Source organism: Lysinibacter cavernae (genome assembly GCF_011758565.1).
Taxonomy (GTDB): domain Bacteria; phylum Actinomycetota; class Actinomycetes; order Actinomycetales; family Microbacteriaceae; genus Lysinibacter; species Lysinibacter cavernae.
Window position 1 is genome coordinate 44,302 of the sequence record NZ_JAAMOX010000004.1, and the last position, 25,035, is coordinate 69,336.

24 protein-coding genes are annotated in these 25,035 nt (G+C 58.6%); 6 read left to right on the plus strand and 18 right to left on the minus strand.

Annotation, left to right across the window (positions count from 1 at the left end):
- The first annotated feature begins 205 nt into the window (after positions 1-205).
- Positions 206-2,983: a beta-glucosidase gene (locus tag FHX76_RS15785; RefSeq protein WP_167152380.1), complete on the plus strand. Its 2,778-nt coding sequence runs from the start codon at positions 206-208 to the stop codon at positions 2,981-2,983.
- The gene (locus FHX76_RS15790; RefSeq protein ID WP_167152382.1) at positions 2,980-5,328 is read left to right on the plus strand and encodes a beta-glucosidase family protein; all 2,349 of its coding nucleotides are present in this window, start codon (positions 2,980-2,982) and stop codon (positions 5,326-5,328) included. Before FHX76_RS15785 ends, FHX76_RS15790 begins: the two co-directional genes overlap by 4 nt.
- Here the strand turns inward: FHX76_RS15790 and FHX76_RS15795 are convergent.
- Both FHX76_RS15795 and FHX76_RS15800 read right to left on the minus strand, forming a co-directional pair.
- The gene (locus FHX76_RS15795) at positions 5,325-6,008 is read right to left on the minus strand and encodes a LuxR C-terminal-related transcriptional regulator (RefSeq protein WP_167152384.1); all 684 of its coding nucleotides are present in this window, start codon (positions 6,006-6,008) and stop codon (positions 5,325-5,327) included. The genes FHX76_RS15790 and FHX76_RS15795 overlap by 4 nt on opposite strands.
- Entirely contained in the window at positions 6,005-7,393 is a 1,389-nt protein-coding gene (locus tag FHX76_RS15800; protein WP_167152385.1) for an ATP-binding protein, read from the minus strand. Before FHX76_RS15800 ends, FHX76_RS15795 begins: the two co-directional genes overlap by 4 nt.
- 114 nt (positions 7,394-7,507) lie before the next feature.
- Between FHX76_RS15800 and FHX76_RS15805 the strand changes: the two genes are divergently transcribed.
- Both FHX76_RS15805 and FHX76_RS15810 read left to right on the plus strand, forming a co-directional pair.
- The gene (locus FHX76_RS15805) at positions 7,508-9,079 is read left to right on the plus strand and encodes a PspC domain-containing protein (RefSeq protein WP_167152387.1); all 1,572 of its coding nucleotides are present in this window, start codon (positions 7,508-7,510) and stop codon (positions 9,077-9,079) included.
- Positions 9,076-9,438 carry a hypothetical protein gene (locus FHX76_RS15810; protein WP_167152389.1) on the plus strand — a complete coding sequence of 121 codons (363 nt, stop codon included), beginning with the start codon at positions 9,076-9,078 and terminating at the stop codon, positions 9,436-9,438. The genes FHX76_RS15805 and FHX76_RS15810 overlap by 4 nt, the downstream gene beginning before the upstream one ends.
- A 29-nt stretch (positions 9,439-9,467) precedes the next feature.
- Here the strand turns inward: FHX76_RS15810 and FHX76_RS15815 are convergent, their stop codons facing one another.
- The gene (locus FHX76_RS15815) at positions 9,468-10,472 is read right to left on the minus strand and encodes an aldo/keto reductase (RefSeq protein WP_167152391.1); all 1,005 of its coding nucleotides are present in this window, start codon (positions 10,470-10,472) and stop codon (positions 9,468-9,470) included.
- Between the two features lie 139 nt (positions 10,473-10,611).
- Here FHX76_RS15815 and FHX76_RS15820 point away from each other — a divergent pair, with 139 nt between their 5' ends.
- Positions 10,612-11,373, plus strand: a complete 762-nt coding sequence (locus tag FHX76_RS15820; RefSeq protein ID WP_167152393.1) for a MerR family transcriptional regulator — start codon at positions 10,612-10,614, stop codon at positions 11,371-11,373.
- A 4-nt stretch (positions 11,374-11,377) separates the two neighbouring features.
- Here the strand turns inward: FHX76_RS15820 and FHX76_RS15825 are convergent, their stop codons facing one another.
- Complete coding sequence (locus FHX76_RS15825) at positions 11,378-11,560, minus strand: hypothetical protein (protein ID WP_167152395.1); 183 nt, start codon at positions 11,558-11,560, stop codon at positions 11,378-11,380.
- 291 nt (positions 11,561-11,851) lie between these two features.
- Here FHX76_RS15825 and ald point away from each other — a divergent pair, with 291 nt between their 5' ends.
- On the plus strand, positions 11,852-12,976 hold the full coding sequence (ald, locus tag FHX76_RS15830; protein ID WP_167152396.1) for an alanine dehydrogenase: 1,125 nt from the start codon (positions 11,852-11,854) through the stop codon (positions 12,974-12,976).
- A 23-nt stretch (positions 12,977-12,999) separates the two neighbouring features.
- Here the strand turns inward: ald and FHX76_RS15835 are convergent, their stop codons facing one another.
- The 14 genes from FHX76_RS15835 to FHX76_RS15900 all read right to left on the minus strand — a co-directional run bounded on the left by FHX76_RS15835 (position 13,000) and on the right by FHX76_RS15900 (position 25,004).
- The gene (locus tag FHX76_RS15835) at positions 13,000-13,827 is read right to left on the minus strand and encodes a PP2C family protein-serine/threonine phosphatase (protein WP_167152398.1); all 828 of its coding nucleotides are present in this window, start codon (positions 13,825-13,827) and stop codon (positions 13,000-13,002) included.
- 96 nt (positions 13,828-13,923) lie between these two features.
- Positions 13,924-14,436, minus strand: coding sequence for a DUF5684 domain-containing protein (locus FHX76_RS16500; protein WP_167152400.1), 513 nt, complete (start codon positions 14,434-14,436; stop codon positions 13,924-13,926).
- A 115-nt stretch (positions 14,437-14,551) separates the two neighbouring features.
- Positions 14,552-15,334, minus strand: coding sequence for a YaaA family protein (locus FHX76_RS15845; protein WP_167152401.1), 783 nt, complete (start codon positions 15,332-15,334; stop codon positions 14,552-14,554).
- Positions 15,335-15,390: 56 nt separating this feature from the next.
- Positions 15,391-15,657: a F0F1 ATP synthase subunit epsilon gene (locus FHX76_RS15850; RefSeq protein ID WP_167152408.1), complete on the minus strand. Its 267-nt coding sequence runs from the start codon at positions 15,655-15,657 to the stop codon at positions 15,391-15,393.
- Positions 15,658-15,659: 2 nt separating this feature from the next.
- Positions 15,660-17,111 (minus strand): F0F1 ATP synthase subunit beta, encoded by a 1,452-nt coding sequence (gene atpD / locus FHX76_RS15855; RefSeq protein ID WP_167152410.1) that lies wholly within the window; start codon positions 17,109-17,111, stop codon positions 15,660-15,662.
- 27 nt (positions 17,112-17,138) lie between these two features.
- The gene (locus FHX76_RS15860) at positions 17,139-18,038 is read right to left on the minus strand and encodes a F0F1 ATP synthase subunit gamma (RefSeq protein ID WP_167152412.1); all 900 of its coding nucleotides are present in this window, start codon (positions 18,036-18,038) and stop codon (positions 17,139-17,141) included.
- Positions 18,039-18,145: 107 nt separating this feature from the next.
- Positions 18,146-19,777, minus strand: a complete 1,632-nt coding sequence (atpA, locus tag FHX76_RS15865; RefSeq protein ID WP_167152414.1) for a F0F1 ATP synthase subunit alpha — start codon at positions 19,775-19,777, stop codon at positions 18,146-18,148.
- Between the two features lie 78 nt (positions 19,778-19,855).
- On the minus strand, positions 19,856-20,653 hold the full coding sequence (locus FHX76_RS15870) for a F0F1 ATP synthase subunit delta (protein ID WP_167152416.1): 798 nt from the start codon (positions 20,651-20,653) through the stop codon (positions 19,856-19,858).
- On the minus strand, positions 20,653-21,204 hold the full coding sequence (locus tag FHX76_RS15875) for a F0F1 ATP synthase subunit B (RefSeq protein ID WP_167152418.1): 552 nt from the start codon (positions 21,202-21,204) through the stop codon (positions 20,653-20,655). The genes FHX76_RS15870 and FHX76_RS15875 overlap by 1 nt, the downstream gene beginning before the upstream one ends.
- A 32-nt stretch (positions 21,205-21,236) precedes the next feature.
- On the minus strand, positions 21,237-21,464 hold the full coding sequence (gene atpE, locus FHX76_RS15880) for an ATP synthase F0 subunit C (RefSeq protein ID WP_167152419.1): 228 nt from the start codon (positions 21,462-21,464) through the stop codon (positions 21,237-21,239).
- A 48-nt stretch (positions 21,465-21,512) separates the two neighbouring features.
- Positions 21,513-22,313, minus strand: a complete 801-nt coding sequence (gene atpB / locus FHX76_RS15885; RefSeq protein ID WP_167152489.1) for a F0F1 ATP synthase subunit A — start codon at positions 22,311-22,313, stop codon at positions 21,513-21,515.
- A gap of 248 nt (positions 22,314-22,561) precedes the next feature.
- Positions 22,562-23,071 (minus strand): Cg1360 family ATP-synthase-associated protein, encoded by a 510-nt coding sequence (locus tag FHX76_RS15890; protein ID WP_167152421.1) that lies wholly within the window; start codon positions 23,069-23,071, stop codon positions 22,562-22,564.
- Between the two features lie 59 nt (positions 23,072-23,130).
- A complete protein-coding gene (locus FHX76_RS15895) occupies positions 23,131-24,342 on the minus strand; it encodes an MraY family glycosyltransferase (RefSeq protein ID WP_167152423.1) in 1,212 nt (403 codons plus the stop codon).
- Positions 24,342-25,004: an L-threonylcarbamoyladenylate synthase gene (locus FHX76_RS15900; protein ID WP_167152425.1), complete on the minus strand. Its 663-nt coding sequence runs from the start codon at positions 25,002-25,004 to the stop codon at positions 24,342-24,344. Before FHX76_RS15900 ends, FHX76_RS15895 begins: the two co-directional genes overlap by 1 nt.
- Between the last annotated feature and the right edge of the window lie 31 nt (positions 25,005-25,035).

Genomic DNA, 25,035 nt, shown 5'->3' on the forward strand with positions numbered 1-25,035 from the left:
GCGTCCGTGAACCCGTATCTCGGGTCCAACATCCTGCTTCCCAATCGAGGGCGGGCTATCCACCCCTTTCACCACAACGAAGGGGAGATATCCCGCCCTCGATTGTGGTTAACCACTGACACTTCACAATAATCCCGACCGACTGGTAACATTAGCCGCATTCGAGTAACGCGCACTGCCGCGCGCTAAACCAATGGGATGTGTCATGGACAGAAAACAGTATCGAGCTCTTGTCGCTGCCAACAAACACGAGGCAAAAGCGAAGAACGCCGAGTATAAGCAGCGAATCAAGGACGCCGGTAACATCTCGTCCGACGAAAAAACTGCCGAAAAACAGCGAATTGCCGCCGAAAAGCGCGAGTGGAAAGCCTCGATCAAGGCCACATCCGACAAACAGCAGCGCAAAGCCGAGAAAAAAGGCTGGAAGCGGTATCGCAAGATCCGGCGCCGCCCCTACGTGATCGGCGCCATTGTCCTGGTTATTGCGCTCATCGGCGGCGGATTCACCAATTGGTACGTGACGGCGACAAAGCCGCTTAACGATCAGCAGCAGGCCGCTGCGGATTCGTCGCGCACGGTTGCGGAGCAGGTCATGGATGAGAGCATCACCCTACTCAAAAACAACAACGACGTGCTTCCGTTCTCCCCCGATACCAAGCTCAACGTCTTCGGCTCGGGAGCAGCAAAGCCCCTCTTTGGAGGCGGCGGCGCAGGAGGCATTAACATCACCACCGTTGACGACCTGTTTGCGGCATTTGACGACAATAACATTGCGTACAACCCCGAATTATTCAACCTCTACAACAACTACGTTGCCAAGGGCGAAGCTTCAACGGCTGACTACGAACGCCCAAAGGCAGGGCTCGTTGAAAAGCTCGTGCCAAACCTCGTTGGATTCCTCGGCGGCGGCAGCGCGGAAATGCCCCCGAGCAACCTGTCCGACGCCATCATGGATGAAGCGGCGAACTACTCAGACACCGCGGTGTATGTCGTTTCACGCACCGGTTCCGAAACCATTGACCTCACGCCAGACCAGATGTCACTGAGCGACGACGAACGCGGCACAATCGAACTGCTCGATAAGACGTTTGCGCATGTCGTTGTGCTCGTGAACTCCTCGAACACGCTCGAACTTGGTTTCCTCGACGAACTCACCAACGTCGAGGGTGCGCTGTGGGTTGGATTGCCAGGGCAGTACGGCACGCACGCGATTGCCCGCGCACTCATCGGCGAAACGAACCCCTCCGGTCGCCTCGTCGACACGTGGGCCTACGACGTTGAGAGCAACCCGGCCGTTGCCAACACGGGCAACTTTCAATACCTGGACGCCAACGGCGAACCAATGGAACGGTTCTTCACCAACAACCTTGAGGGCATCTACGTTGGCTACCGCTACTACGAGACGTTCCTCTCCCCCGATGACTACGCCACCACGGTTCAGTACCCCTTTGGATACGGTTTGTCGTACACCAACTTCGCCTGGGACGTCGCCGAACCGGTCGTCAGCGACGACAGCATTGCCGTGAAGGTCACGGTAACCAACACTGGCGAAACAGCTGGCAAGGATGTTGTTGAGCTCTACTACTCCGCGCCGTACACGGCTGGCGGCATCGAGAAATCGGCGATCGAACTTGGATCCTATGCCAAGACCAAGCAGCTCAAGCCAGGCGAGTCCCAAGATCTCACGCTTGAGCTCAGCCAAATGACGATGGCTTCCTACGACGAAACTACTGCGCAGGCTTGGGTTCTTGAGGCCGGCGACTACGGCATCAAGCTCGGAACGGATGTTCATACCATCCGCGATACGTTCACGTACACCGTGCCGACGTCACTCACCTTCGCAACTGATGACGCAACGGGCGCGAAGATTACCAACCAGTTCTCCGATGCCGCGGGAGACCTCACCTACCTCTCTCGCAGCAACCCAAGCGACACGATGCCGGTAGCCCCAACTGACGAACAGCTGAAGGCTCCGAAAGCCGTACTCGACACGCTGACCTACGAGGACAGCAAAACCACGGCAAAGGAGCCAACACTCGGCGCCAAGAATGACCTGCAGCTCAAGGATCTTGAGGGGCTCTCCTACGATGACCCCAAGTGGGAACAGTTCCTCGACCAATTCACCGAGGCAGACCTGGTCAAACTTGCGGGAGACGGCGGCTACTGGTCTTCTGCGATCTCGCATCTTGGCATCCCAGAGACCACCATGTACGACGGCCCAGCCAGCATCCGGAGCTTTCTCGGCGCGTGGTCGACCGTGGCCTACCCCGTCTCCGTCAATGCCGCGAGCACGTGGAACGACGAACTCATCGAGCAGATGGGTCATGCCATGGGCGAAGAGGCTCAGTCGTTCGGGGTGGATGCGGTCTACGCGCCGTCGGTTAACATGCACCGCTCGCCGCTGGGTGGCCGCAACTTCGAGTACTACTCGGAGGACCCACTCATCTCCGGCAAGATGGCAGCTGCGTATACCCGCGGTATCCAGGAAACCGGCACAACCGCCGTCGTGAAACACTTTGCCGCCAACGATCAGGAGACCAACAGGGCTAACAACGGCCTGTACGTCTGGGCGACCGAACAATCGCTGCGCGAAATCTACCTCAAACCCTTTGAGATCACGGTCAAAGAGAGCAACCCACACGCGATGATGTCGGCGTTCAACCGCATCGGCACAACCTGGGCCGGTGGCAGCCATGAGCTTCTCACCGACGTCCTGCGTGACGAGTGGGGCTTTGAAGGTTTTGTGATTACGGATGCCGGAATCGCCGGCCAAGAAAAGCACTTCAATGCCGTTCAGGCGGTCAAGGCCGGAAACGACTTGATGCTCCGTAGCCTCATCAACCTGCCAACGGATAATCTCTTTGAAAAGGAACTCAAAGCTGGACTCAAGGAAGACCGCGCCGGCCTCCTCCAAGCGCTCCGTACGTCGGCCCACAACATCTCGTTCTATGTGCTCACCACGACCAAGATGGATACCGAATGAACCTCGACGAACTCATCGGCCAGATGACGCTTGAAGAAAAGGCGTCGCTGCTGTCCGGCGAGAACTTTTGGAATACCAAGGCCATCAAACGACTGGGGATTCCGTCAATGATGCTCACAGACGGCCCACACGGCGTTCGCAAGCAGGGTGGTAAAGCGGATCACCTTGGGCTCAACAAGAGCATCCCCGCGACCTGCTTCCCGCCTGCAGCAACCCTGGCCAATAGCTGGGATACGGCGCTCCTCCATCGGGTTGGCGAACGGTTGGGGCTCGAGGCAGCCGGCGAACACGTTGGCGTACTGCTGGGGCCCGGCCTCAACATCAAACGAAATCCCCTGTGCGGGCGCAACTTTGAGTACTTCTCAGAGGACCCACACGTGACCGGGCAGCTCGCGAGCAGCATGGTGCGCGGCATCCAATCATCCGGAATCGCCGCGAGCCCAAAACACTACGCGGTGAATAGCCAAGAGCACCTCAGAATGTCGATCAACGAAATCGTGGATGAGCGGGCGCTTCGCGAGCTCTATCTTGAGGGATTCCGTCAGGCGGTGGTTGATGGCGAGGCCAAGGTAGTCATGACCTCCTACAACAAAGTCAACGGCGAATTTGCCAACGAGAACACGCATCTCATGCGCGACATCCTCTACGGCGAGTGGGAGTACCCCGGCATGACGGTTACCGATTGGGGCGGCAATAACGACCGCGTTCGTGGGCTCATAGCTGGCAACCAACTCGAAATGCCGTCAACAAGCGGCATCACTGACGCCGAAGTTGTCGCGGCCGTTCGCGCCGGGACGCTTGACGAAGCCGTAGTTGACGATGCGGTTACTCGCCTACTCCGGGTCGTGTTCGAAACGGGCGCCGCGGTTGCCGATGCATCGCCCGTCGATCACGATGCCCAACACCGCGAGGCAGTCGATGCGGCCCGGAAATCGATGGTGCTGCTCAAGAACGAGGGTAACGTGCTTCCCCTTCGTCCAGGACTCCGTGTTGCGATCATTGGCGACTTCGCCAAGAATCCTCGGTATCAGGGCGCCGGGAGCTCGCTGGTAAACGCGTATCAGCTCGATGATGCCCTTTCCGCGCTCGAACAGTCGTCGATTGAGGTTGTCGGCTACGAGCAAGGATTCAAACGGCTTGGCGGCGAAAGCAAACGACTCCGAAAACGGGCACTCGCCCTCGCCGGCAAGGTAGACACGGTTGTGCTGTTTCTTGGCCTCGACGAAGGCTCTGAAGCGGAGGGCATCGACAGAGAATCTCTCCGGATCCACAACAACCAGTTGCAGCTCATGAACGAGTTGCGCGGAGTAGTCAAGAACATTGTTGTGGTGCTCGCTGGAGGCGGGGTGATCGAGCTGCCCTTCGAGGCGAAGGCCGACGCGATCTTGCACAGCTACCTTGGCGGCCAAGGTGGGGGCACAGCGGTCAAAGAACTGCTGCTTGGGGAGGCAAACCCGAGCGGCAAACTCACGGAGACGTATCCGCTGCGCTATACCGATGTCCCTTCGTCCCCGTACTACCCTGGACGAGAAGCGACCTCTGAGCACAGGGAGAGCATCTTCATCGGGTACCGCTACTACGACACCGCCGGCGTTCCCGTTCGTTACCCCTTTGGCTATGGCCTGTCGTACACGACATTCGCCTACAGCGACCTCGAGGTGTCCGAGGGGTCAGTCCTCGCGACAATCACCAACACCGGCTCAGTGGCCGGTGAAGAGATTGTGCAACTGTACATCCGGCCGGTTCATAAGCGGGTGTTCAGAGCTGATCGCGAGCTCAAGGCGTTCGCCAAGGTGGCCCTCAAGCCTGGCGAGTCTGCCAGGGTCGAGCTCCCCTACTCACGGCGTGATCTTGCCTATTACAACGTTGCGAACGGCGACTGGTCTGTCCAGAGCGGGGACTACGAGTTGCAAGTCGCTGCGTCGCTTCTGGATGTTCGGCTCAGCGGCACCGTGTCGATTGTAGGCGACGACACCCCGCACGGCTACGACGAGGGGCAACTCGCCAAATACTACGCAACGGACCTCAGGTCACTCACCGCCGCGGATTTCCATGCGCTCCTCGATTTCACTCCTGAGCCAACCCTCTGGGACCGCAGCAAGCCGCTTGGGCTTGACGACACCATCGCACAGGGCCAGTACAGAGGGCTATTCGGGCGGGCGTTCTATGGAGTGTTGGCGCTCGCGCAAACGGTGCTCAGAGCGTTCAAGAAACCGATGCTTGCAAATAACGTCATGTTTCTCATCGCGATGCCGTTCCGAAAAATTGAACGGTTTACCGGAGGAAAGGTCAGTCAGCGCGGAGTCTCACGCTTATTGAAGTGGGTCAACGGGAGAAGGCGCTAGAGCAGCTTTCGTTCGAGTGCCCAGGCGGTGAGCTCGTGCCTCGACGAAAACTGCAGCTTGCGGAGCACAGCAGACACGTGTGTCTCCACCGTTTTCACCGAGATAAAGAGTTCGGCCGCCGCTTCTTTGTAGCTATAGCCTCGAGCGATCAGACGCATAACTTCTTGTTCACGTGCAGAGAGCCGGTCAAGTTCGTCGTTGGTTTGGGCGGTCTCCCCTGAGACCGCTCCAAACGCGTCAAGCACAAACCCGGCCAGCCGAGGAGAGAACACGGCATCGCCATCGGCAACACGGCGAACGGCGTCTGATACTTCGACGCCAGATGAGCTCTTGGTGATGTAACCGCGGGCACCAGCGCGAATAACGCGCACAACATCGTCGGCTGCATCGGACACGCTCAGGGCGAGGAACAGCGTGTTGGGCGCCACGCTGCGCTGGATGACTTCTGCCCCGCCACCGCCGTTGCCACCGGGAAGGTGGACATCGAGCAGCACAACGCGAGGCTGCAGCTGGTTCACCGCGCTGATGGCTTCATCAACCGTTGTCGCCTCACCAAGTACGTTGAGATCGGGGGCAAGCTCGGCGCGCAGACCTGAGCGGAAGATAGAGTGATCGTCAACAATCACGACCGTGAGTTGTCCGCGGTCCTGCTGAGGTGCATCGTGCGGTTGGTCGGTCATGAGAGGTCACTTTCGGCTGGGGTTTCGCGTGGTGTTTCGAGTGGGAGGGTGAGCAACACCTCGGTGCCTACTCCCCCTCGCCCTGGTCCGATGCGGGCGTTGCCACCTGCTCGCGCCATCCGGCCGATGATTGATTCCCTGACACCGTGCCGGTCATCTCCTACTGTCTCAAGCGTAAACCCAGGCCCCCTGTCAATCACGCTCACTTCGACAGCGTTTGGTCGAGTCTCAACGTAAACGGAGACAGAACCGCCGGCATGGCGCGCCGCGTTGAGCATCGACTCACGCGCTGCAGCAATCACGCTGTCGTTGGCAAGACTCAAGCTCGTCCCAACAACAACGATGTCAAAATGTACGGCAAAATCGGCTTCGATGGATGCTGCGGCCTGCCGAATCTCGTCTGCGAGGTCAACCTCAACCGCATCCGTCGATTCGGCAAACAGCCAGCCGCGGAGCTCGCGTTCTTGCGCGCGTGCGATACGAGCGATGTCACTCTGCGCACCAGATTTTTGCTGGATGAGCGCAAGCGTCTGCAGCACGGAGTCATGCAGGTGAGCGGCGATCTCTGCCCGCTCAGTCGCCCTCGCCCGTGCTGCCCGCTCGTCACTCAGTTCACGGGTCAGCCGAATGAGCCAGGGAGCGATAACGACGGCGACCCCGAGCAGGACGGAGAAAGCCGCGACCACGACCGTCCAGACGTTGGGCCGCTCCCCCGTCACGAAAAACAACAGGATGCCAAACGCAACCAATACCAGCGCCCCAAGCGTGCGAATAAGCACTGAGGAACTGGTTGTTGGGGCATCGCTGCGAAGCCGGTAGAACTGCCACCAAGCCAGCGCCACACCCACGCAGACAACAACGGCTGGGATGATCGCGGCAAGCGGCACGTTAACGCCCATGCGGCTGGCCAGCAAGGACAGCCCGATGGCAAGCAACGCGAGGCCAAGTAGAATCTCGGTCACTGGATAGGTCCGCCCAGGAGGCTGCGGCGATGAGGTCAATCCACCGTCAGCGGTGGGTGCTGACGGCTGGTGTGATGGAGCGGTGTTGACGCCAGGCACCCGACTCTGCCAGGGCATCCGAATTTCGCTTCGCGGAGGGAAGACCGGATCGCTATGTGCCTCCGATGGTGCCGTCTGAACGCCCGGCTGCATCAAAATCTGAGATGCGGTGCGATCTGCTGGCACGGAGCCCTCGGTTGGGGTCGTGGCCCACAGCCAGCAGTACAGAGCGACGCCGGCACCGCCAGCCGCCGCGAGCGCGATCATAATCGTGCGGATGAGGCCGACGGGTACCCCAAGATGCGCGGCAAGACCTGCGCAGACGCCACCCACAATTCGAACGCGCGGGCGCACGAGTGTGGGACGTGGTGCTTGAGGACTCATGGGTTCAATCCAAACACGAACAACGGACATTGAGGTATTCCTGAGCCAAGGTTCAGGGTCCACTCAGGGTGGTCCCCCATAGCAGCAAGCCGCCGAGTACGAAAAACTTGAATCATGAACGAGCAACAGGTGCCCCCAACGGGAGACAGCACACAACCAGCACCCCCTCCGGGCTACGCATTCTTCAATTGGATCAGGGGCCTTGGCATCACACGCACCGACGATTCATGGATTGGTGGAGTCTGCAGCGGCATCGCGGCAAAACTTGGTATCGACCCCATGATTGTCCGCGGCATCGCGATCGTGGTCGCCATTTTCGGCGGCCCCGTGATTCTGTTCTACGCAGCAGCATGGATGCTACTGCCCGACCAGCGCGGCCTCATCCACTTTGAGCAGGTCATGCGCGGCAACGTCACCGGGACCAGCGTCGCGATCTTTGTGATCGCAGGCCTCAGCGTCCTCCCCTGGTTCCAGGGTCTTTGGTGGCAAGGCCCTCCCGGATGGTGGGGCATGCCAGACTGGCTTGAGATCACCTTCCGTGTTGCCTGGACCATTCTGGTCGTCGGCGCCATCGTATGGCTCATCTCGTGGATTGTTCGTCGGCTCCAGAACGACCCTGTGGTTGGACCCTATGTCGGCTCGAACGGCAAATACCGTCGCCCAAGCCCACACTCGTCAACAGACCAGGCTGGCCCCTCATTTGCTTCGGCCACGAGCGGAGCTGAAACGCCCGGCGCCAACGGCTCGGAGACGACAGCCCAGTTCGCGAGCAACACGGCGTCGCCCACGAGCGCCAATGCGTGGACGCAGAGCGACCACGCCTCGCCAACCGTCGACCCGCTGCTCAACGCTCAGGGCAACAACTGGGCAGATCCACAGGGGCAGGCAGGCCAGGGCCAGCAGACCGCCGCCCAACGACACGCCCAGCAGCAACAACACCGCGAACAGCGCGCCGCGTGGAAGGTTGACTACCAGGAACAGGCACGGGAACACAAACGTCGCCAACTTGGCGCTGGCTACGTTGCCATCTGGCTTGGTCTCGCGGCAATCGCAGGCGCCGTTGTCGCTTTCAGCGCCACGGCCACCTCATCGATCGCAGACCCTGCGGTTCTTGGATTCTGCACGGCCCTCGCTGTCCTCGGAATCGCGACGGTTGTTGCGGGAATCAGGGGCAAGCAAAGCGGAGGCCTTGGGTTCTTCTCATTTGTGGCCGTCGTTGCGACCCTCGTTGTTGGAGTATTCCCCTGGGGCACCCACTACGCTGTTGCGGGTTCCCCCCAGTGGGCAGTGTCAAGCGCCGAAACCGATACCAGGCAGGGTTTTGCCCTTGTCGCTGGCGGGATGACGGTTGATCTCACCGAGCTCGGCAAGCGCAACGTTGAGACGGGTGGGATTGTGGATGTCTGGCTCGTCGCTGGTTCAGCCAAGATCTTGCTGCCGTCCAACGAAGATTTTGTCGTTCAGACCAACGCGATTGTTGGCAGTGTCACCGTGAACGGAGTAGACGACGACTCGTCGTTCAATAGCGGAAGCGTCTTCCAATCAAGTCGGGTGAGCGTGAGCAACGGTGAGGTGCTGCACAGCACGTCTACACCCGATGACGACGCCACCGTCATCCGGGTATGGTCTGTGGCCGGTTCGACCACAGCAGATGTCATTACGACCAAGAGCGGAGCACGATCATGAGCAACCCGAATATCCAAGGCCCGTTGAACCCCGGCGAACACGTCAACCCCGATCAGTCGCCAACGGTGCCGCTCGAACATACGACCGCTTCCCCTCAGGACGCAGCCGGCTTCGACCAGACGCAGCCACAGGCCGCGGTTCCACCACGCGCTTCCGAAAAGCCGCTCCAGGCCAGACTCGGCACGATCGTATGGGGCGTACTGCTCGTCGCGTTTGCGGTTATCGTTGCCGTTGTTCAGCTCAACCCAGCTACGTTTAGCAACGCGGCAAACACAAGCGTTCTCATCACAGCAGGCCTCATCGGCGCAGGACTTTTGCTTGTACTCGCCGGCATCGCGGCAGCTGTTCGCAAAAAATAGGCGAAGGAGTATCTGCTCGTTTCCTTCGGTTAGAGCCCCGTGCCGTGAACGGTATGGGGCTCTATGCGTGTAAGCTCCTCGTCGCTGAGTGGCGCCGCGTCGAGGGCAGCGACATTTTGTTCAAGCTGGGCAACACTCGACGCCCCGATCAGCGCCGAGGTTACCTGCGGCTGGCGCAGAATCCAGCTCAGGGCCAACTGCGCAAGCGTCTGCCCCCTCGATGCGGCGATATCGTTGAGGGCTCGCGCACGACCAAGGTATTCCTCACTGATGCGTTCCTTCGGCAGAAATACGCTCGTGGCGGCCCGAGAGTCTGCTGGAATGGTGCCGCCAAGATAGCGATCTGTCAGCAGCCCCTGCGCGAGCGGAGAGAACACAATCGATCCGATGCCCTCTCGCTCAAGCACGGGGAAGAGGCCGTGCTCGATATGACGGTCGAACATTGAGTATCGTGGCTGGTGGATGAGGAGCCGAACGTTATGTGCGGAAAGCGCGGCCACCATGGCCTCGGTCTGCTCAGGGTTGTAGTTCGATACTCCGACGTAGAGCGCTTTACCACTCGTCACGGCGTGAGCGAGCGCGCCTGCAGTCTCCTCGATTGGTGTATCCGGGTCTGGTCGGTGATGGTAAAAAATATCGACGTAGTCGAGCCCCATCCGCTGCAAACTGCGGTCAAGCGACGACAGCAGGTACTTGCGAGATCCCCATTCGCCATAGGGGCCTTTGTGCATGTAGTACCCGGCTTTCGTCGAGACAATGAGTTCGTCTCGATAGGGAGCAAGGTCTTCTGCAAAAATCCGGCCGAAGTTGCGTTCAGCAGAGCCAGCTGGTGGCCCGTAGTTGTTGGCGAGGTCAATGTGGGTAATACCGAGGTCAAAGGCCCTCCTCAGAATCTCGCGCTGCGTCTCGATTGCCCTGGTGTCGCCAAAGTTGTGCCACAAACCGAGAGATAGTTCCGGGAGCAATAGGCCACTACGGCCGCATCTGGCGTATGGCATCGACGCGTATCGATTGTCGTTGGCAACATAGGTCATGGTGTTGTTCCTCTCACGCAGCGTGACGGCGTCAAAAACCTGCTTGACTTTGACGTAACGTCAACTTTTATCGTTGTACACGTGCCGCTCCGCAGCACACATCGCACAGCATCCGCCCACTCTACACAGGGGAACACCGATGGAACAGTCTATTTCGGAGATCGCCAGGCTCACCGGAACCACCTCGCGCACGCTTCGCCACTATCAGGCGATAGGCCTGCTCGAGCCAAGCCGCGTCGGGTACAACGGCTATCGCTACTACGACGACGACGCGCTCGTGAGGCTCCAACGCATCCTGCTGCTCCGCCAACTCGGCCTCGGCCTTGAAGCGATTGCCTCGGTGCTCTCGGGGGCTCAGAGCAACACGGATGCGCTTGATACACACCTGCGATGGTTGCATGCAGAGCGCGAGCACCTCGACCGACAGATTCGATCGGTAGAGACAACACTCAAGAAACTCACGAATGGAGAACACCTCATGGCCGAAGAAATGTTTGACGGCTTCGATCACACTGCCCACCGAGAAGAAGTGGTACAACGCTGGGGCGCAGATACGTATCAGCGCAGCAATACTTGGTGGACACAACTGAGCGAAGAACAACGCAAGGAATTCCTTCACGCCCAGCGGCTCATCCAGGATGAGTTCGGCGCGGCCCAGCTCGCAGGCCACTCGCCGGAAAGTGATCAGGTTCAGGCGATTGCGGCAAAGCAGGTTGACTGGCTCAGGGTTGGTGCAGAGGGGACGGGGATGTCCGTCACCGCAGAGTATGTTGCTGGGCTCGGCGAACTCTACGTGAGTGACCCTCGTTTCGGCAAGAACTACACCAGGCATGACCCATCCGGAGCCGAGTACGTCAGGGATGCGCTTGCCTACTACGCATCGCACTCCCTCACGACGTAACCGGTTAGGACTCGGCCTCGGCCGTTATGGCTCGTTGGAGCCGTGACGTTGTCAGGTTCTGCTTGATGATCAAGGCGAAGTCGTCATCCGTGCAATCGAGCGAACGGAATGACGGCAGCCCTGAGGCAGGGGCGGCAGCGATCGCAACGCTCCAGCAGTACGCGAGTCCCTTGCGAAGCGCCCGCACCAGGCTCCCCAGGCCAGAGAGGCTTGTGTCACTGAGTCGGTTGCAAGGCCATCGCAACCGCCTTCCGTAGGCTCAAGGACGAGTCTGTAGCGAGGAATCGAAGCCAAGTTCGAAACTCAGCGGAACCGCGCGCAAGAATCCAATATCGAGTGTGCGGAGCATTAGTTCGCATGCCTCGGGTTTCTTCACAGCCCGGGATTGCTCCCTCAAAAAACAGGCGGAACGGTAACGCAGTCATAACCTTCTGACAACCCCATTCACTTTCGATACCAGCCGTTGTAGGGTGTGGATATGAGGATTTCCGTTCCCAAAGAAGTGAAAAACAACGAATTCCGCGTAGCTATCACCCCCGCTGGCGTTCACGACCTCACGACTAACGGCCATGAGGTGTTTATTCAAAGCGGTGCAGGTATAGGCTCAAGCATCCCGGATGCCGAATACGCGCAGGCGGGTGCCACTATTGTCTCGACCGCCGCTGAAACCTGGGCTACCGGCGAGCTTGTGCTCAAAGTCAAAGAGCCGGTTCCTGAGGAGTACGGCTACTTTCGTCCTGACCTCGCCCTCTTCACCTATCTACACCTCGCGGCAGAGCCAGCGCTCGCTGATGCGCTCCTCGCCTCAGGAGCAACAGCCATCGCATACGAAACGGTACAGCTCCCGAACAACGCACTCCCGCTTCTTGCGCCGATGAGCGAGGTGGCAGGAAGGCTCTCCGTACTCGTTGGCGCCAACACAATGCTGAAGCCACACGGCGGACCAGGGCTCCTCATGCCTGGCGTGCCAGGAACCCGATCGGCGGATGTTGTCATCCTCGGCGGCGGCGTCGCCGGCACAAATGCCCTCGCGGTCGCCTACGGACTTGGGGCAAGGGTCACGGTGCTCGACACCAACCTTGTGCGCCTCCGTGAGCTCGACGCACAATATGCGGGGCACATCAAGACCATCGCATCAAACAGCTATGAAATCGAGAAGGCTCTTGTCGATGCCGACCTGGTCATCGGCTCGGTCTTGCTTCCCGGCTCGCGTACCCCTCGACTCGTGAGCAACGCGCTCGTTGCCAAGATGAAGCAGGGCAGTGTGCTCGTTGACATCTCTGTCGACCAGGGCGGCTGCTTCGAGGATTCACGCCCAACGACCCACGACGACCCAACATTCACCGTCCACGGTTCCGTGTTCTACTGCGTCGGCAATATGCCTGGCGCGGTGCCACACACGTCAACATATGCGCTCACCAACGCGACGCTCCCCTACATTCGTCAGATGGCAAGGCTCGGGTGGCGCGAAGCCTGTCGAGCGGATGCCGCACTCGCCAAGGGCATTAATGTCTCGGGGTCGCGGGTGGTCAACGCATCGGTCGCCGACGCTCTCAATCGCCCGGCTGAGTCAGTGGACGAGCTGCTGGCAACAACGGCGTAGTCCGAGCGGCCAGAGCCAGCACGCTACAGCAGACTAATGCCGGTATACGTGTCCTCAGCAGGCGCGTACTCGGCGCTCACGACGTCAACAACAACAATGGTGACGTTGTCTCGCCCGCTGTTGCTGAGCGCCTGGGCAAGCAGTTCTCGGGCTGCTTGCTCTGGAGTCTCGGCGACGCCAAGGAAATGCTCGATGCCGTGGTCTGTAAGTTCTTTGGTGAGCCCATCTGAACAGATGAGCAGTCGCTGGCCTTCGACCAGGGCAAGCTGGACGTAATCGGGAATCGGCTCTTCGTTAAAACCAACCGCACGAGTAATGACGTTGCTGTGCGGATGCGTCTCGGCCTCTTCAGGCGTGATCGAACCGGTGTCAATGAGATGTTGGACCACGGAATGGTCGACCGTGATTTGGCTGAGCGCACCCTCAAAGTATTGATACACCCGCGAGTCGCCGATGTTGAAGCAGTCCCAGAGAAGGGTTTGGTCATGATTTGCGAGCGCGATGCCGGTAACCGTCGTGCCGGTGCCGAGGTCGCTGTCTCCGGCGTTCACCTCGATGTCTTCAACAGCCTGGCTCAGCGCCGCATCGATGTCGTTGCGGCACACGGTTGGGGTGCCACCGAGTTGACCGAGGCGACGGACCACAGCAGCGCTGGCGACGTCACCAGCTGAGTGACCACCCATTCCGTCAGCAACCGCAAAAACCGGCGGAGTTGTGACGTAGCTATCTTCGTTAACTTCACGCCGGTATCCAACATCGGTAATTGCGAACCACGAGAGTTTCACTTTGCCAGGGTTAAGATCGGGCGCGTCAACGACGAATTCGTTCTGGTTGAGACCAACCTCTGTCATTCGGATGTCTTTCGCACACAACGAGCCTAGTCGGTTCTCCACCGCGCCAACGAGTGTAACGTGGCGCGGTGGAGAACTCAGACAGCTCGTGCGCTGTTAGGAGTTGAAAGGAACGTAGCCCTGGTTGGGCACGCCGTTGAACCGAACGTTGTCTTTGAGGATGTTGTTGTACCAGCTTGGCGGCGGAACCGACGCTGGGTTGAACTGAGCCTTGTTGACCGCAACCACGATCAGCCAAATCAAGCCAAGGAAGAAGCCAAAGATTGTGTACCCCACCGCGTTGAGGCCAAGTTTGAGGTTGATCCGGTACATGGCGAGAACGTAGAGCACGAGGAAGGCAATATTACCCACGAACGGGATAAACGATACAAAGAAGTACCACGGGTTGATGTCACCAAGCTTGAGAAAAATCATGGTGTTGTAGATCGGAACCCACGCGCGCCACTTCTTGTCCACGCCTGCTTTCGTGAACAGCATCGACATAAAGATCGACGAGATGACGTAGCCGGCAACCGCAAAAATAAAGATGACAAATGCGTACACCGCGAGGAAGGCAAAGAGCGCAAAGCCCTCTGTGGTGCTGTAATCGGAATATTCAGTAAGGAACACGAGGTTGCCTTTCGGGTGAAGTTGGGTCGGCCTAGCATACCGACGAAACATGAAACTCTGAGTTTACTCAAAGTTCGATTCCTAGCGTAGCGCGCACACCCCGACCAACGCCAGGCTACAGGCCGGGAACCACCAATTGCAGCGTATGTTCGTCTGCGAGAGCAACCTCATGCCCCGTTGAGAGCAGCCCTTCAAGCAACTCGTGAGCAGTCGAAAACTCGACTCCTTCACGAGCAAGAGAGCGTACAAGCTCGCCCTTGCCTTTTTTATTGAAGTGATTGAGCGCACGCAGTGAGCCGTCACGCTCTCTCGTGAGAACATCAACAGAGAGAAAACGGTCGGAGAACGGTACCGGCGCCAACTCGCGATACCCCTTTGACCGCAAGTCGATGACTAACTCGTGCCCGTTGCCAAACATCGTCTCCGGCAGCTGGCTCCAGAATGCCCTCAGTGTGTTACCGCGACCGAGTACCGCAGAGTTGTATGACAGCCGATAAGCGGGGATATGGTCGCCCGCCATGATCGGGCCAAACAAGGCCGACTGGATGATGACGTGGTGATGCAGGTACGCGAGAGCAGCAGCATCGAGTGACGCCACGCCAATAGCGTCGTACAGGACACCGGTGTATCTGGCAATTGCTGGCAGCGTTGGAGCGGTGCGAAGCTCACGATTTCGGTCAATTTCGCCAAGCTGCTTTGGCCCAAGCTTGAGCACTCGCTGGCTTTCGTCTACGTCGGCCGCAAGAGAGACGACCACTTCAACAAGAGATTCCCTGCGCTTGAGCAGTAGCGCGGAATCCTCGGGGCTTAACGAGAGAGAGGCGAGACCACTCAGTTGGAGTGGCCCCGCCTCTCCCCCGCTGACCTTCGTTTCGGAAGGCGGCAGAAGAATTTTCATTATGGTTATTGACTCGCACGTCATCACCTCGGCCCTAGAGGCCGGATGCTGGCGTGTTAGGCGACGATCGAAGCCCGTCCGGCAACAACCTGCACAACGTTGTTGTCGACCGACAGGAAGCCGTCGGCAGCGTCAACAACAACCCTGGAGCCGTCAAGCGCGGTCACCCGCACCTCACCGCCGGCAAGGATAGCAAGCATCGGTTCGTGACCGGCAAGGATGCCGATCTCGCCTTCGACGGTCTTTGCGATGATCTGCGATGCCTCGCCAGTCCACACTTCGCGGTCTGCCGAAACAACACTCACCGTAAGAGGCGCTGCCATAATTAGCCGTTCTCTTTCTGGATCTGTGCCCACTTCTCTTCGACATCGCCGATGCCACCAACGTTGAAGAACGCCTGCTCTGCAACGTGGTCGAAGTCACCCTTAGCAATTGCGTCGAACGACTCGATGGTCTCCTTGAGCGGAACCGTCGATCCCTCTACACCGGTGAACTTCTTCGCCATGTAGGTGTTCTGCGACAGGAACTGCTCAATACGACGTGCGCGCGATACCGTGATCTTGTCTTCTTCAGAGAGCTCGTCAACACCGAGGATCGCGATGATCTCCTGGAGTTCCTTGTTCTTCTGGAGGATCTGCTTGACCGTGGTGGCAACGCGGTAGTGGTCCGCACCTAAGTAACGTGGGTCCATGATGCGGCTGGTAGAGGTCAGCGGGTCGATCGCGGGGTACAGACCCTTCGATGCGATCTCACGCGACAGCTCAGTCGTTGCGTCAAGGTGAGCAAACGTGGTTGCAGGTGCTGGGTCGGTGTAGTCATCGGCAGGAACATAAATAGCCTGCAGTGACGTAATCGAGTGTCCACGGGTCGACGTAATGCGCTCCTGGAGGATACCCATCTCGTCGGCGAGGTTTGGCTGGTAACCAACGGCAGAAGGCATACGACCAAGAAGGGTCGAAACCTCTGAACCGGCCTGCGTGAAGCGGAAGATGTTGTCGATGAACAACAGAACGTCCTGCTTCTGCACGTCGCGGAAGTACTCAGCCATCGTCAGGGCCGACAGCGCAACGCGAAGACGCGTTCCCGGTGGCTCATCCATCTGGCCGAACACAAGGGCGGTCTTGTCGAAGACGCCTGCTTCTTCCATCTCGTGGATGAGGTCGTTACCCTCACGGGTACGCTCACCAACACCGGCGAATACCGAAACACCACCGTGGTCCTGCGCTACACGCTGGATCATTTCCTGGATAAGAACGGTCTTACCAACACCGGCTCCACCGAACAGACCAATCTTTCCACCCTGTACGTAGGGGGTCAGGAGGTCAATCGACTTGATACCGGTTTCGAAGAGCTGCGTCTTCGACTCAAGCTGGTCAAAGGCCGGCGGGCGGCGGTGGATGGGCCAGCGCTCGGTGATCTCAATGGTCTCGCCGGGCTCTGCGTTAAGAACCTCACCGATAACGTTGAATACCTTGCCCTTGGTGACGTCACCTACGGGAACCGAGATGGCAGAACCGGTGTCGGTTACCTCTTGTCCGCGGACGAGTCCGTCGGTCGGGTTCAGCGCAATAGCGCGAACCAGGTCGTCACCGAGGTGCTGAGCGACCTCGAGGGTCAGCGTCATTGGCTCGGTTCCATCACCAAAGTCAACAACGGTCTTGAGAGCGTTGTACACCTCCGGAATGGAGTCGTGGGGAAACTCGATGTCAACGACTGGGCCGGTAACTCGGGCGATACGGCCCACAGCCTGTGTCGCCGTGTTGGCGGTTGCGGTCATAGCTTCTCTCTCTTCTCGCAGTATCTGCTAGTTGGCAAGCGCGTCAGCGCCGCCCACAATTTCTGAAATCTGTTGGGTAATTTCCGACTGACGGGCGTTGTTGGCCAGTCGGGTGTAGTCACGAATGAGTCCGTCAGCGTTGTCGCTGGCCGACTTCATCGCCTTCTGCGTTGCGGCGTGCTTTGAAGCGGCCGACTGCAGCATTGCGTTGAAGATACGAGACTCGATATAAACCGGCAGGAGTTTGTCAAGAACGCTTTCGGCGTCGGGCTCAAACTCGTACAGCGGCTCAATCTTCGCCAGTTCGGGGCCGGCTTCGGCCTCTCCCTGTACGAGCTCAAGTGGCAGGAGACGGATGACCTCTGGGGTCTGCGTCATCATGCTCACGAAGCGGTTGTAGACCACGTGAATCTCGTCAACGCCGCCCTGTTTCGCATCGCGTGCGAATGCCTCAAGCAGCGTGTCGCCGATTTCTTGTGCCGTCTCGAAGACCGGGTTGTCAGTTCCACCCGACCAGACGCGCTCTGCAGCGCGCTGACGGAATGCAAAGTACCCCTGGGCCTTGCGACCAACGAGGTAGTAGACAACTTCTTTGCCTTCTTCGCGCAGCAGTTCGCTGAGCTGTTCAGCTTCGCGCAAAACGTTTGAGTTGAACGCACCAGCGAGACCACGGTCAGACGAGAAGATGAGCACGGCAGCGCGCTCAACCTTTTCGGGCTCTGTAGTCAGCAGGTGATCAACATTTGAGTGCGAAGCCACGGCCGAAACGGCGCGGGTAATGGCGCGTGCGTAAGGGGTTGATGCCTGGACTCGTGCCTGTGCCTTCTGGATACGTGAGGCAGCGATCAACTCCATTGCACGCGTGATCTTCTTGGTCGTCTGGGCAGATTTGATTTTCTGCCGGTAGACCCGAAGTTGCGCTCCCATGTCTCTCCTGTGTTCCTAAAAGTTATTCGATCGGTGTGTTTGTGTTCGCTGTGGTGGCAGATGCTCCGCCACCACAGCGGGCGTCAAACGACGCCTGTCAAAAGCGATTAGCGCTTCTTGACTACGATCTTTTCCTGGTTGACGTCGTCTTCGTCGAGAGCCTTGACCTCTTCGTTGCCAACGAGTGACTTGCCTTCGCTCGTCTGGAACTCAAGCTTGAACTTGTCAATGCTTGAACCAAGCGTTGCGACGGTATCGTCGTCAAGCACGTTGGTCTCGCGGAGCGTGTTGAGAACCTCGGTGTTGCGACCAAGGTAGTCGAGCAGCTCGCGCTCAAAGCGCAGGATGTCTTCAACAGGAACCTCGTCGAGCTTGCCGTTGGTGCCAGCCCAGATCGAAACAACCTGGTCTTCAACGGGGTACGGCGAGTACTGCGGCTGCTTGAGCAACTCGGTGAGGCGTGCGCCTCTGGCGAGCTGACGGCGGCTTGCAGCGTCGAGGTCGGATGCGAACATCGCGAAGGCCTCAAGCGAACGGTACTGGGCGAGCTCGAGCTTGAGCGTTCCAGAAACCTTCTTGATCGACTTGACCTGAGCGTCTCCACCAACACGCGAAACCGAGATACCAACGTCAACAGCAGGGCGCTGGTTGGCGTTGAAGAGGTCGGACTGGAGGAAGATCTGGCCGTCGGTGATCGAGATCACGTTGGTGGGGATGTAGGCAGAAACGTCGTTTGCCTTGGTCTCGATGATTGGCAGACCTGTCATCGAACCAGCACCCAGCTCGTCGGAGAGCTTTGCACAACGCTCGAGCAGACGCGAGTGCAAGTAGAAGACGTCACCAGGGTAAGCCTCGCGGCCCGGTGGACGGCGGAGCAGCAGTGAAACGGCACGGTAGGCCTCAGCCTGCTTCGACAGGTCATCGAAGATGATGAGTACGTGCTTGCTGTCGTACATCCAGTGCTGGCCGATAGCCGAACCGGTGTACGGAGCGAGGTACTTGAAGCCTGCTGGGTCGGATGCTGGCGAAGCCACGATGGTCGTGTACTCCATGGCGCCGGCGTCCTCGAGTGCACCGCGAACGGCTGCGATGGTCGAGCCCTTCTGACCGATAGCAACGTAGATGCAACGAACCTGCTTGTTGGTGTCGCCCGACTCCCAGTTCGCCTTCTGGTTGATGATGGTGTCAATCGCGATGGCGGTCTTACCCGTCTGGCGGTCACCAATGATGAGCTGACGCTGTCCACGACCGATCGGGATCATGGCGTCGATCGCCTTGATGCCGGTCTGCATTGGCTCGTGAACCGACTTACGGGCCATAACGCCAGGAGCCTGAAGCTCAAGGGCGCGGCGGCCGGTCGAAGCGATTTCGCCAAGGCCATCAATTGGGTTTCCGAGAGGGTCAACCACGCGGCCGAGGTATCCCTCGCCAACGGGAACGGAGAGGACCTCACCTGTGCGGGTGACTTCCTGTCCCTCTTCAATGCCGGTGAACTCACCGAGCACAACAACACCAATTTTGGTCTCGTCGAGGTTTTGAGCAAGACCGAGGGTTCCGTCGGCAAAACGAACCAGCTCGTTCGCCATAACGCCGGGGAGACCCTCAACGTGTGCGATACCGTCAGCGGCATCAACAACGTAGCCAATCTCAGTCTTCGAGGCCTTATCGGGCTCGTAGGATGCCGCAAAGTCCTTCAGCGCATCACGGATTTCATCCGGGCTGATCGATAGTTCTGCCATTTGGTTTCCTCTGTTACGATTCGTAAACCAAATGGTTTACGGATATAAAAAAATTCTCGCTCGGTTACTAGCGGTGAGCTAGCTTGCGAGTTGACGTCGTAGTTCGCTGAGGCGAGCCGAGACACTCCCATCGATGACATCGTCACCGATTTGAATGTGCAGTCCGCCGATGAGTGAGGGATCAACGATGACGTTGATCTTGACCGGACGGTCGTACGAGGAAGAGAGCGACTTCTGGAGTCGGTCTACTCGAGCGGCGTCAAGGTCGTGAGCGCTTGTAACCGTTGCAAGGGTGAGCCCTGACTGGTCAGCAACCGTTTTTGCTGCTTCGGTGAGCAGCTCACCGATGCGGCGTCCGCGAGGAACGCTCACCAGGTGGGTGACGATCGCCTGCGTTGCTGACGAGGCTTTGCCTGCAAGGAGACGCTGCGCGAGAGCAGCTTTTGCGTCGGCGACACCGAGGGTGCTTCCGAGCGCAAGCTCAAGCTCCGCGTTGGACGATACCGCTGCGTTGACAGCAAGCAATTCGTCGTCGATTGCGAGGCCGGCAGGTGCCGTGATCGCAAGCGTGCGGATGCCGAGGTCTTCGAGCGCGTCGACAACATCGGCTGGCTCTGACCAACGGCTGTCAGCCACGGTCTTGAGCAGCGCAAGCGCCGCCGGGGCAACCGAGCCAGAAAAGACTCGGTCGACCACGGCGTTTTTGGCTGCCGCGTCGGCAATCGGGTTTCCGATTGCCGCACGCAGGGCCGAGTGTGAATTCAGCGTGCGAGCTGCGTCAAGCAGCTGCACGCCAACCTCTGCCGTGAGCGAACTGGACTGTGCGTTGAGCACAGACTGCGCTGCGGCGAGGGCTTCTCTGGATGCACTACCCATTACTTAGCAGCCTTTTCGGATGCTTCGAGGTCAGCGAGGAAGCGGTCGACGAGTGCGCCGGCCTTCTTGTCGTCGCTGAGGCTTTCGCCAACCACGCCTGAGGCGAGGTCGATGGCGAGCGAGCCAACCTCTTTACGAAGGGTTACTACTGCGCTCTGGCGCTCGGCCTCGATCTGTGCCTTTGCGGTTGCGGTAACGCGAGCGGCCTCAACCGTCGCGGCTTCCTTGGCCTCAGCAACGATCTTGGATCCGTCTGCACGAGCGGACTCGCGGATTTCTCCGGCTTCCTGACGGGCACCAGCAAGCTGGGCCGTGTATTCCTGCAGAGCGGCCTCGGCCTGAGCCTGAGCTTCGTCGGCCTTCGCGATGTTGCCTTCGATAGCGGCAGAACGCTCGTCGAGCATCGTCTGAACCTTCGGAAGAATTGACTTCCAGAAGAAGATCAGGATGATCGCAAAGCACACCGCAGACCAGATGATGTCATACGAAGCGGGGATGATCGGGTTGATCGATTCACCCTCAGCCGCGGCAACGATTACTGCGTTGAGCATATTGCCTCCTATCGAGACGTTAGAAGGTTAACTTAGTTACCGAAGATGAACGGAGTCGCGATAGCGATGAAGGCGAGTGCCTCGGTGAATGCGATACCGATCCACATGAGAACCTGAAGACGGCCGGCGAGCTCGGGCTGACGAGCGACACCCTCAATGGTCTTTCCGACGACGATACCCACACCAATGGCGGGTCCGATGGCTGCGAGACCGTATCCGACAGTCGCAATGTTTCCTGAAACCTCAGCGAGAACTGACACGTTGTTTCCTTTACCTTTCGTGGATGAATTCAGCGGACGCTGAACTCGTTAGTGCTCTTCAGCCAGCGCAAGCTGGATGTAAACAGCGGTGAGAATCGTAAATACATAGGCCTGCAGCACTGCAACCAAAATCTCGAAGAGAGTGAAGGCGAAGCCGAAGGCGAGGGTACCAACGCCGAAGAGCTTGAACAGGCCCTCGGAGTTGAAGAGGAAGAACTGCGTTGCCGAGAACAGCAGTACGAGCAGCAAGTGACCAACCAGCATGTTCATCAGGAGACGCAGCGTGAGCGTAACCGGACGGATAATGAAGGTCGAGAGAAGCTCGATCGGGGTCACAATGACATAGAGGCCAACGGGAACTCCGGGCGGGAACAGTGAGTTCTTGAAGAAGTTCTTTGGGCTCTTCTTGATACCAGCGTAAATAAACGTTACGTACGAAACAGCAGCCAGCACGAGCGGGAAGCCGATGGTCGACGATGCACCGATGTTCAGACCGGGGATAATACCCGTGATGTTGAACGCAAGAACAAGGAAGAAGATCGAGGTGAGGATCGGGAGGAAGCGACGACCGTCAACCTTGCCAAGAAGGTTTTCGGCGAGTCCCTCGCGAACGAAGTCGAGGCCCATCTCGATGATGCTCTGACCGCGGCCCGGAACAATCCGGAGCTTTCGCGTGCCAAGCCAGAAGAGGAGGATGAGGACGGCAACCATGAGAAAACGAATCAGAATGATTCGGTTGATCTCAAAGTTAGTGCCCTCGAAGAAGATTACCGGTGGGAAGAACTCGTCAATGGTTGGTGCGTGAAACTCGCCATCACTGGCGGTCACAAACGGAACTGACAAGTTCAGAACGTTAGCTAACAGCGCTATCTCCTGAATCGGGGCACGAGAACAAGCTCCTGCGACGACGAACGGCGGACATCCCAAATCGGACACAAAAACAAGTGATCCGTGCGGTGGGAACTGCTCTACTCTATCAAGGTTTTGCCGGGAACACGCAATTCTGCGGGCAAAAAGTTGCTTTCTCGGACCAGAAAATTAGCACAAGCCCAAGATGCTCCTCTGAGCGACTCGCGGTTGGTGCAAGTAGGTGGGTATTAGACCCGTCGCCCCTGCCCCAGGTCGCCGACATAGGGCACCCGGTTTTTGGTGACGACGATGACGTCGGTCACCAGCGAAGCAAGCACTCCGGCGAGAACGCTGAGGAAGAAGATCTGGCCGTTGAGCCAGTCTTGGTCCCTGACAACGATCGTGAGCACGATGAAGAGGGCAAATTTAACGAGCCATGAGCCAAGCACGAGCGCGAAGAACCACACGACGTACAGGTCACTCTTAACAAACCGGTTCGAGACCAAAATGCTCACAACCGTGATAGCAAGCAGTACGAGCGCGCTGACAGAGCCGAGCGCCGCGCTGAGCAGGCCAGTCGAACCATCCCACAGCCACCCGATCACGCTCATGACCGCGATGACGCCTAGGCCAACATAGCTGCCAAGGATCAGGGCACGGCGAAGGATGGGTTGCGATGACGGGACAACGCGTGGCAGCTGTTCCACATCCACCGGCTGGTCGTCGGGGGCTGGTTGGGCTGGAGTGGTGTCAGTCATGGGTAGTCTCTTCGTCGGCTTTCTGTTGGCTGCCCGGAAGGGCTGATCTGGCGGGGAAACTAGTCGTCGAGTTTAATGCGCTTTTCTGAGGCTTCATCAAGCGGGTCGTATGGGGCGAGGACATCGGCGGCTGCCGAGTCAACATCCGCGAGCTGCACCTCGATCTCGGTGCGCTTTCGGCGACCAAGGGGGGCAAGCGTCATTGCGAGGCAGCCGAGGAATCCAACGCCCATAAAGATGAGCGGAAACAGGAACGACTGCGAGATAAAGATAAACAAGAAACCGATGGAGATAACGGCCGTCCATGCATAGAAGATCAGCACGGCTTGGAGGTGGCTGTGTCCCATATCAAGCAGGCGGTGATGCAGGTGCTTTCGGTCAGCCGTGAACGGGCTCTTCCCCGCTTGCACACGCCGAATAACCGCGAGCGAGAAGTCAAGCAACGGCACCGTCATGACAGCAAACGGAAGAATGATGGGGATGTATGCCGCGAGCAGTACCTTCGTATCCAGCGAACCAGGATTGAGCTGACCCGTGACGGAAATTGTCGAGACCGCCATCATAAGGCCAACAAGCAACGCACCAGAGTCTCCCATGAACATGCGGGCCTTGTGCCAGTTGAACGGCAAGAATCCAACGCATACCCCAACAAGAATGACCGCGATGAGGCTCGCAAGGTTGAAGTGGTTGTTTGGGCTTGTCTGCTGAACGAGCAAGAAACTATAGATGAAAAACACGCCGTTGGCGATAATCGCAACTCCAGCCACGAGCCCGTCGAGGCCGTCGATGAAGTTGATGGCGTTCATGACGAGCACAACAAGGAACACCGTGAGCACAAAGTTAGCGAGGGGCGAGGCAATTGCGATGCTGTTGCCGATGGGGAGTGACACGATCTGGATGCTCTGCCAGGCAAGCAGACCGGCGGCAAGCATCTGTGCACCAAGCTTGATCATCCAGTCAAGGTCCCAAATGTCGTCGGCGATGCCAACAACAACGATAAGGAGCGCGGCGCCGAGGATTGCCCAGATGGGGCCGGGATCGGCGAAAATGATGCTGAAAATCGGAAGCGGAATCTGTGAGGCAACGGCAAATGCGACAAGCATGCCGCAAAACATTGCAATTCCGCCGAGTCTCGGCGTTGGCGTCGAATGCACATCGCGCTCACGGACCGCGGGCGCAAGCCGATACTTCGTGCTGAGTTTGTACACAATATACGAGGCCCCGCCGGAGACGAGTGCCGCAATCGCGAAGATAAGGAGATAGAGGCGCACTAGCTGACCGAAACACCTTCGAGGGCTGCTGCAAGCTGCTCAGCCGAGATATCGCCGGCACGAAGCACAACAAGCGACCCACCATCGTCGGTCAGGCCGCGAGCATCCACGATGGTGGATGCCGTGCCAGAGGGTTCGGCAGCTCCGGCCTCAAGGTAGACAGCAATCGAATCGCCAAGCATGCTCTCGGCTTCTGCCGCAGACATTGCGGCAGGCTGAGCGGTGAGGTTTGCGGACGACACGGCAAGTGGCCCTGTCTCGGCAAGGAGCTCGAGCGCGATTGAGCTATTTGGCATGCGAACAGCAACCGTTCCGTTGGTGTCGCCGAGGTCCCAGTGCAGCGAGGGCTGCGCGTTGAGGACAATGGTGAGGGCTCCCGGCCAGAAAGCCTCAACAAGTTCGGTCACTTTCTGCGGCACAGATTCGGCCAGCGCGTTCAACATCGCGGTATTGGCAATCAACACTGGCGGCGGCGACTGGCGGGTCCTCCCTTTTGCATCAAGCAGACGCTGCACGGCTGCCGGGGAGAAGGCATCGGCAGCTACCCCGTAGACAGTGTCAGTTGGAAAGACAACAAGTTCGCCCTTGGCGATAGCGCCACGCGCGTGCCGCATCCCCGCAAGAAGTTCCGCGCTCACCGAGCAGTCAAATACCGTAGCCATAACTCTCCCATGATAGTTAGTAACGCTGGCA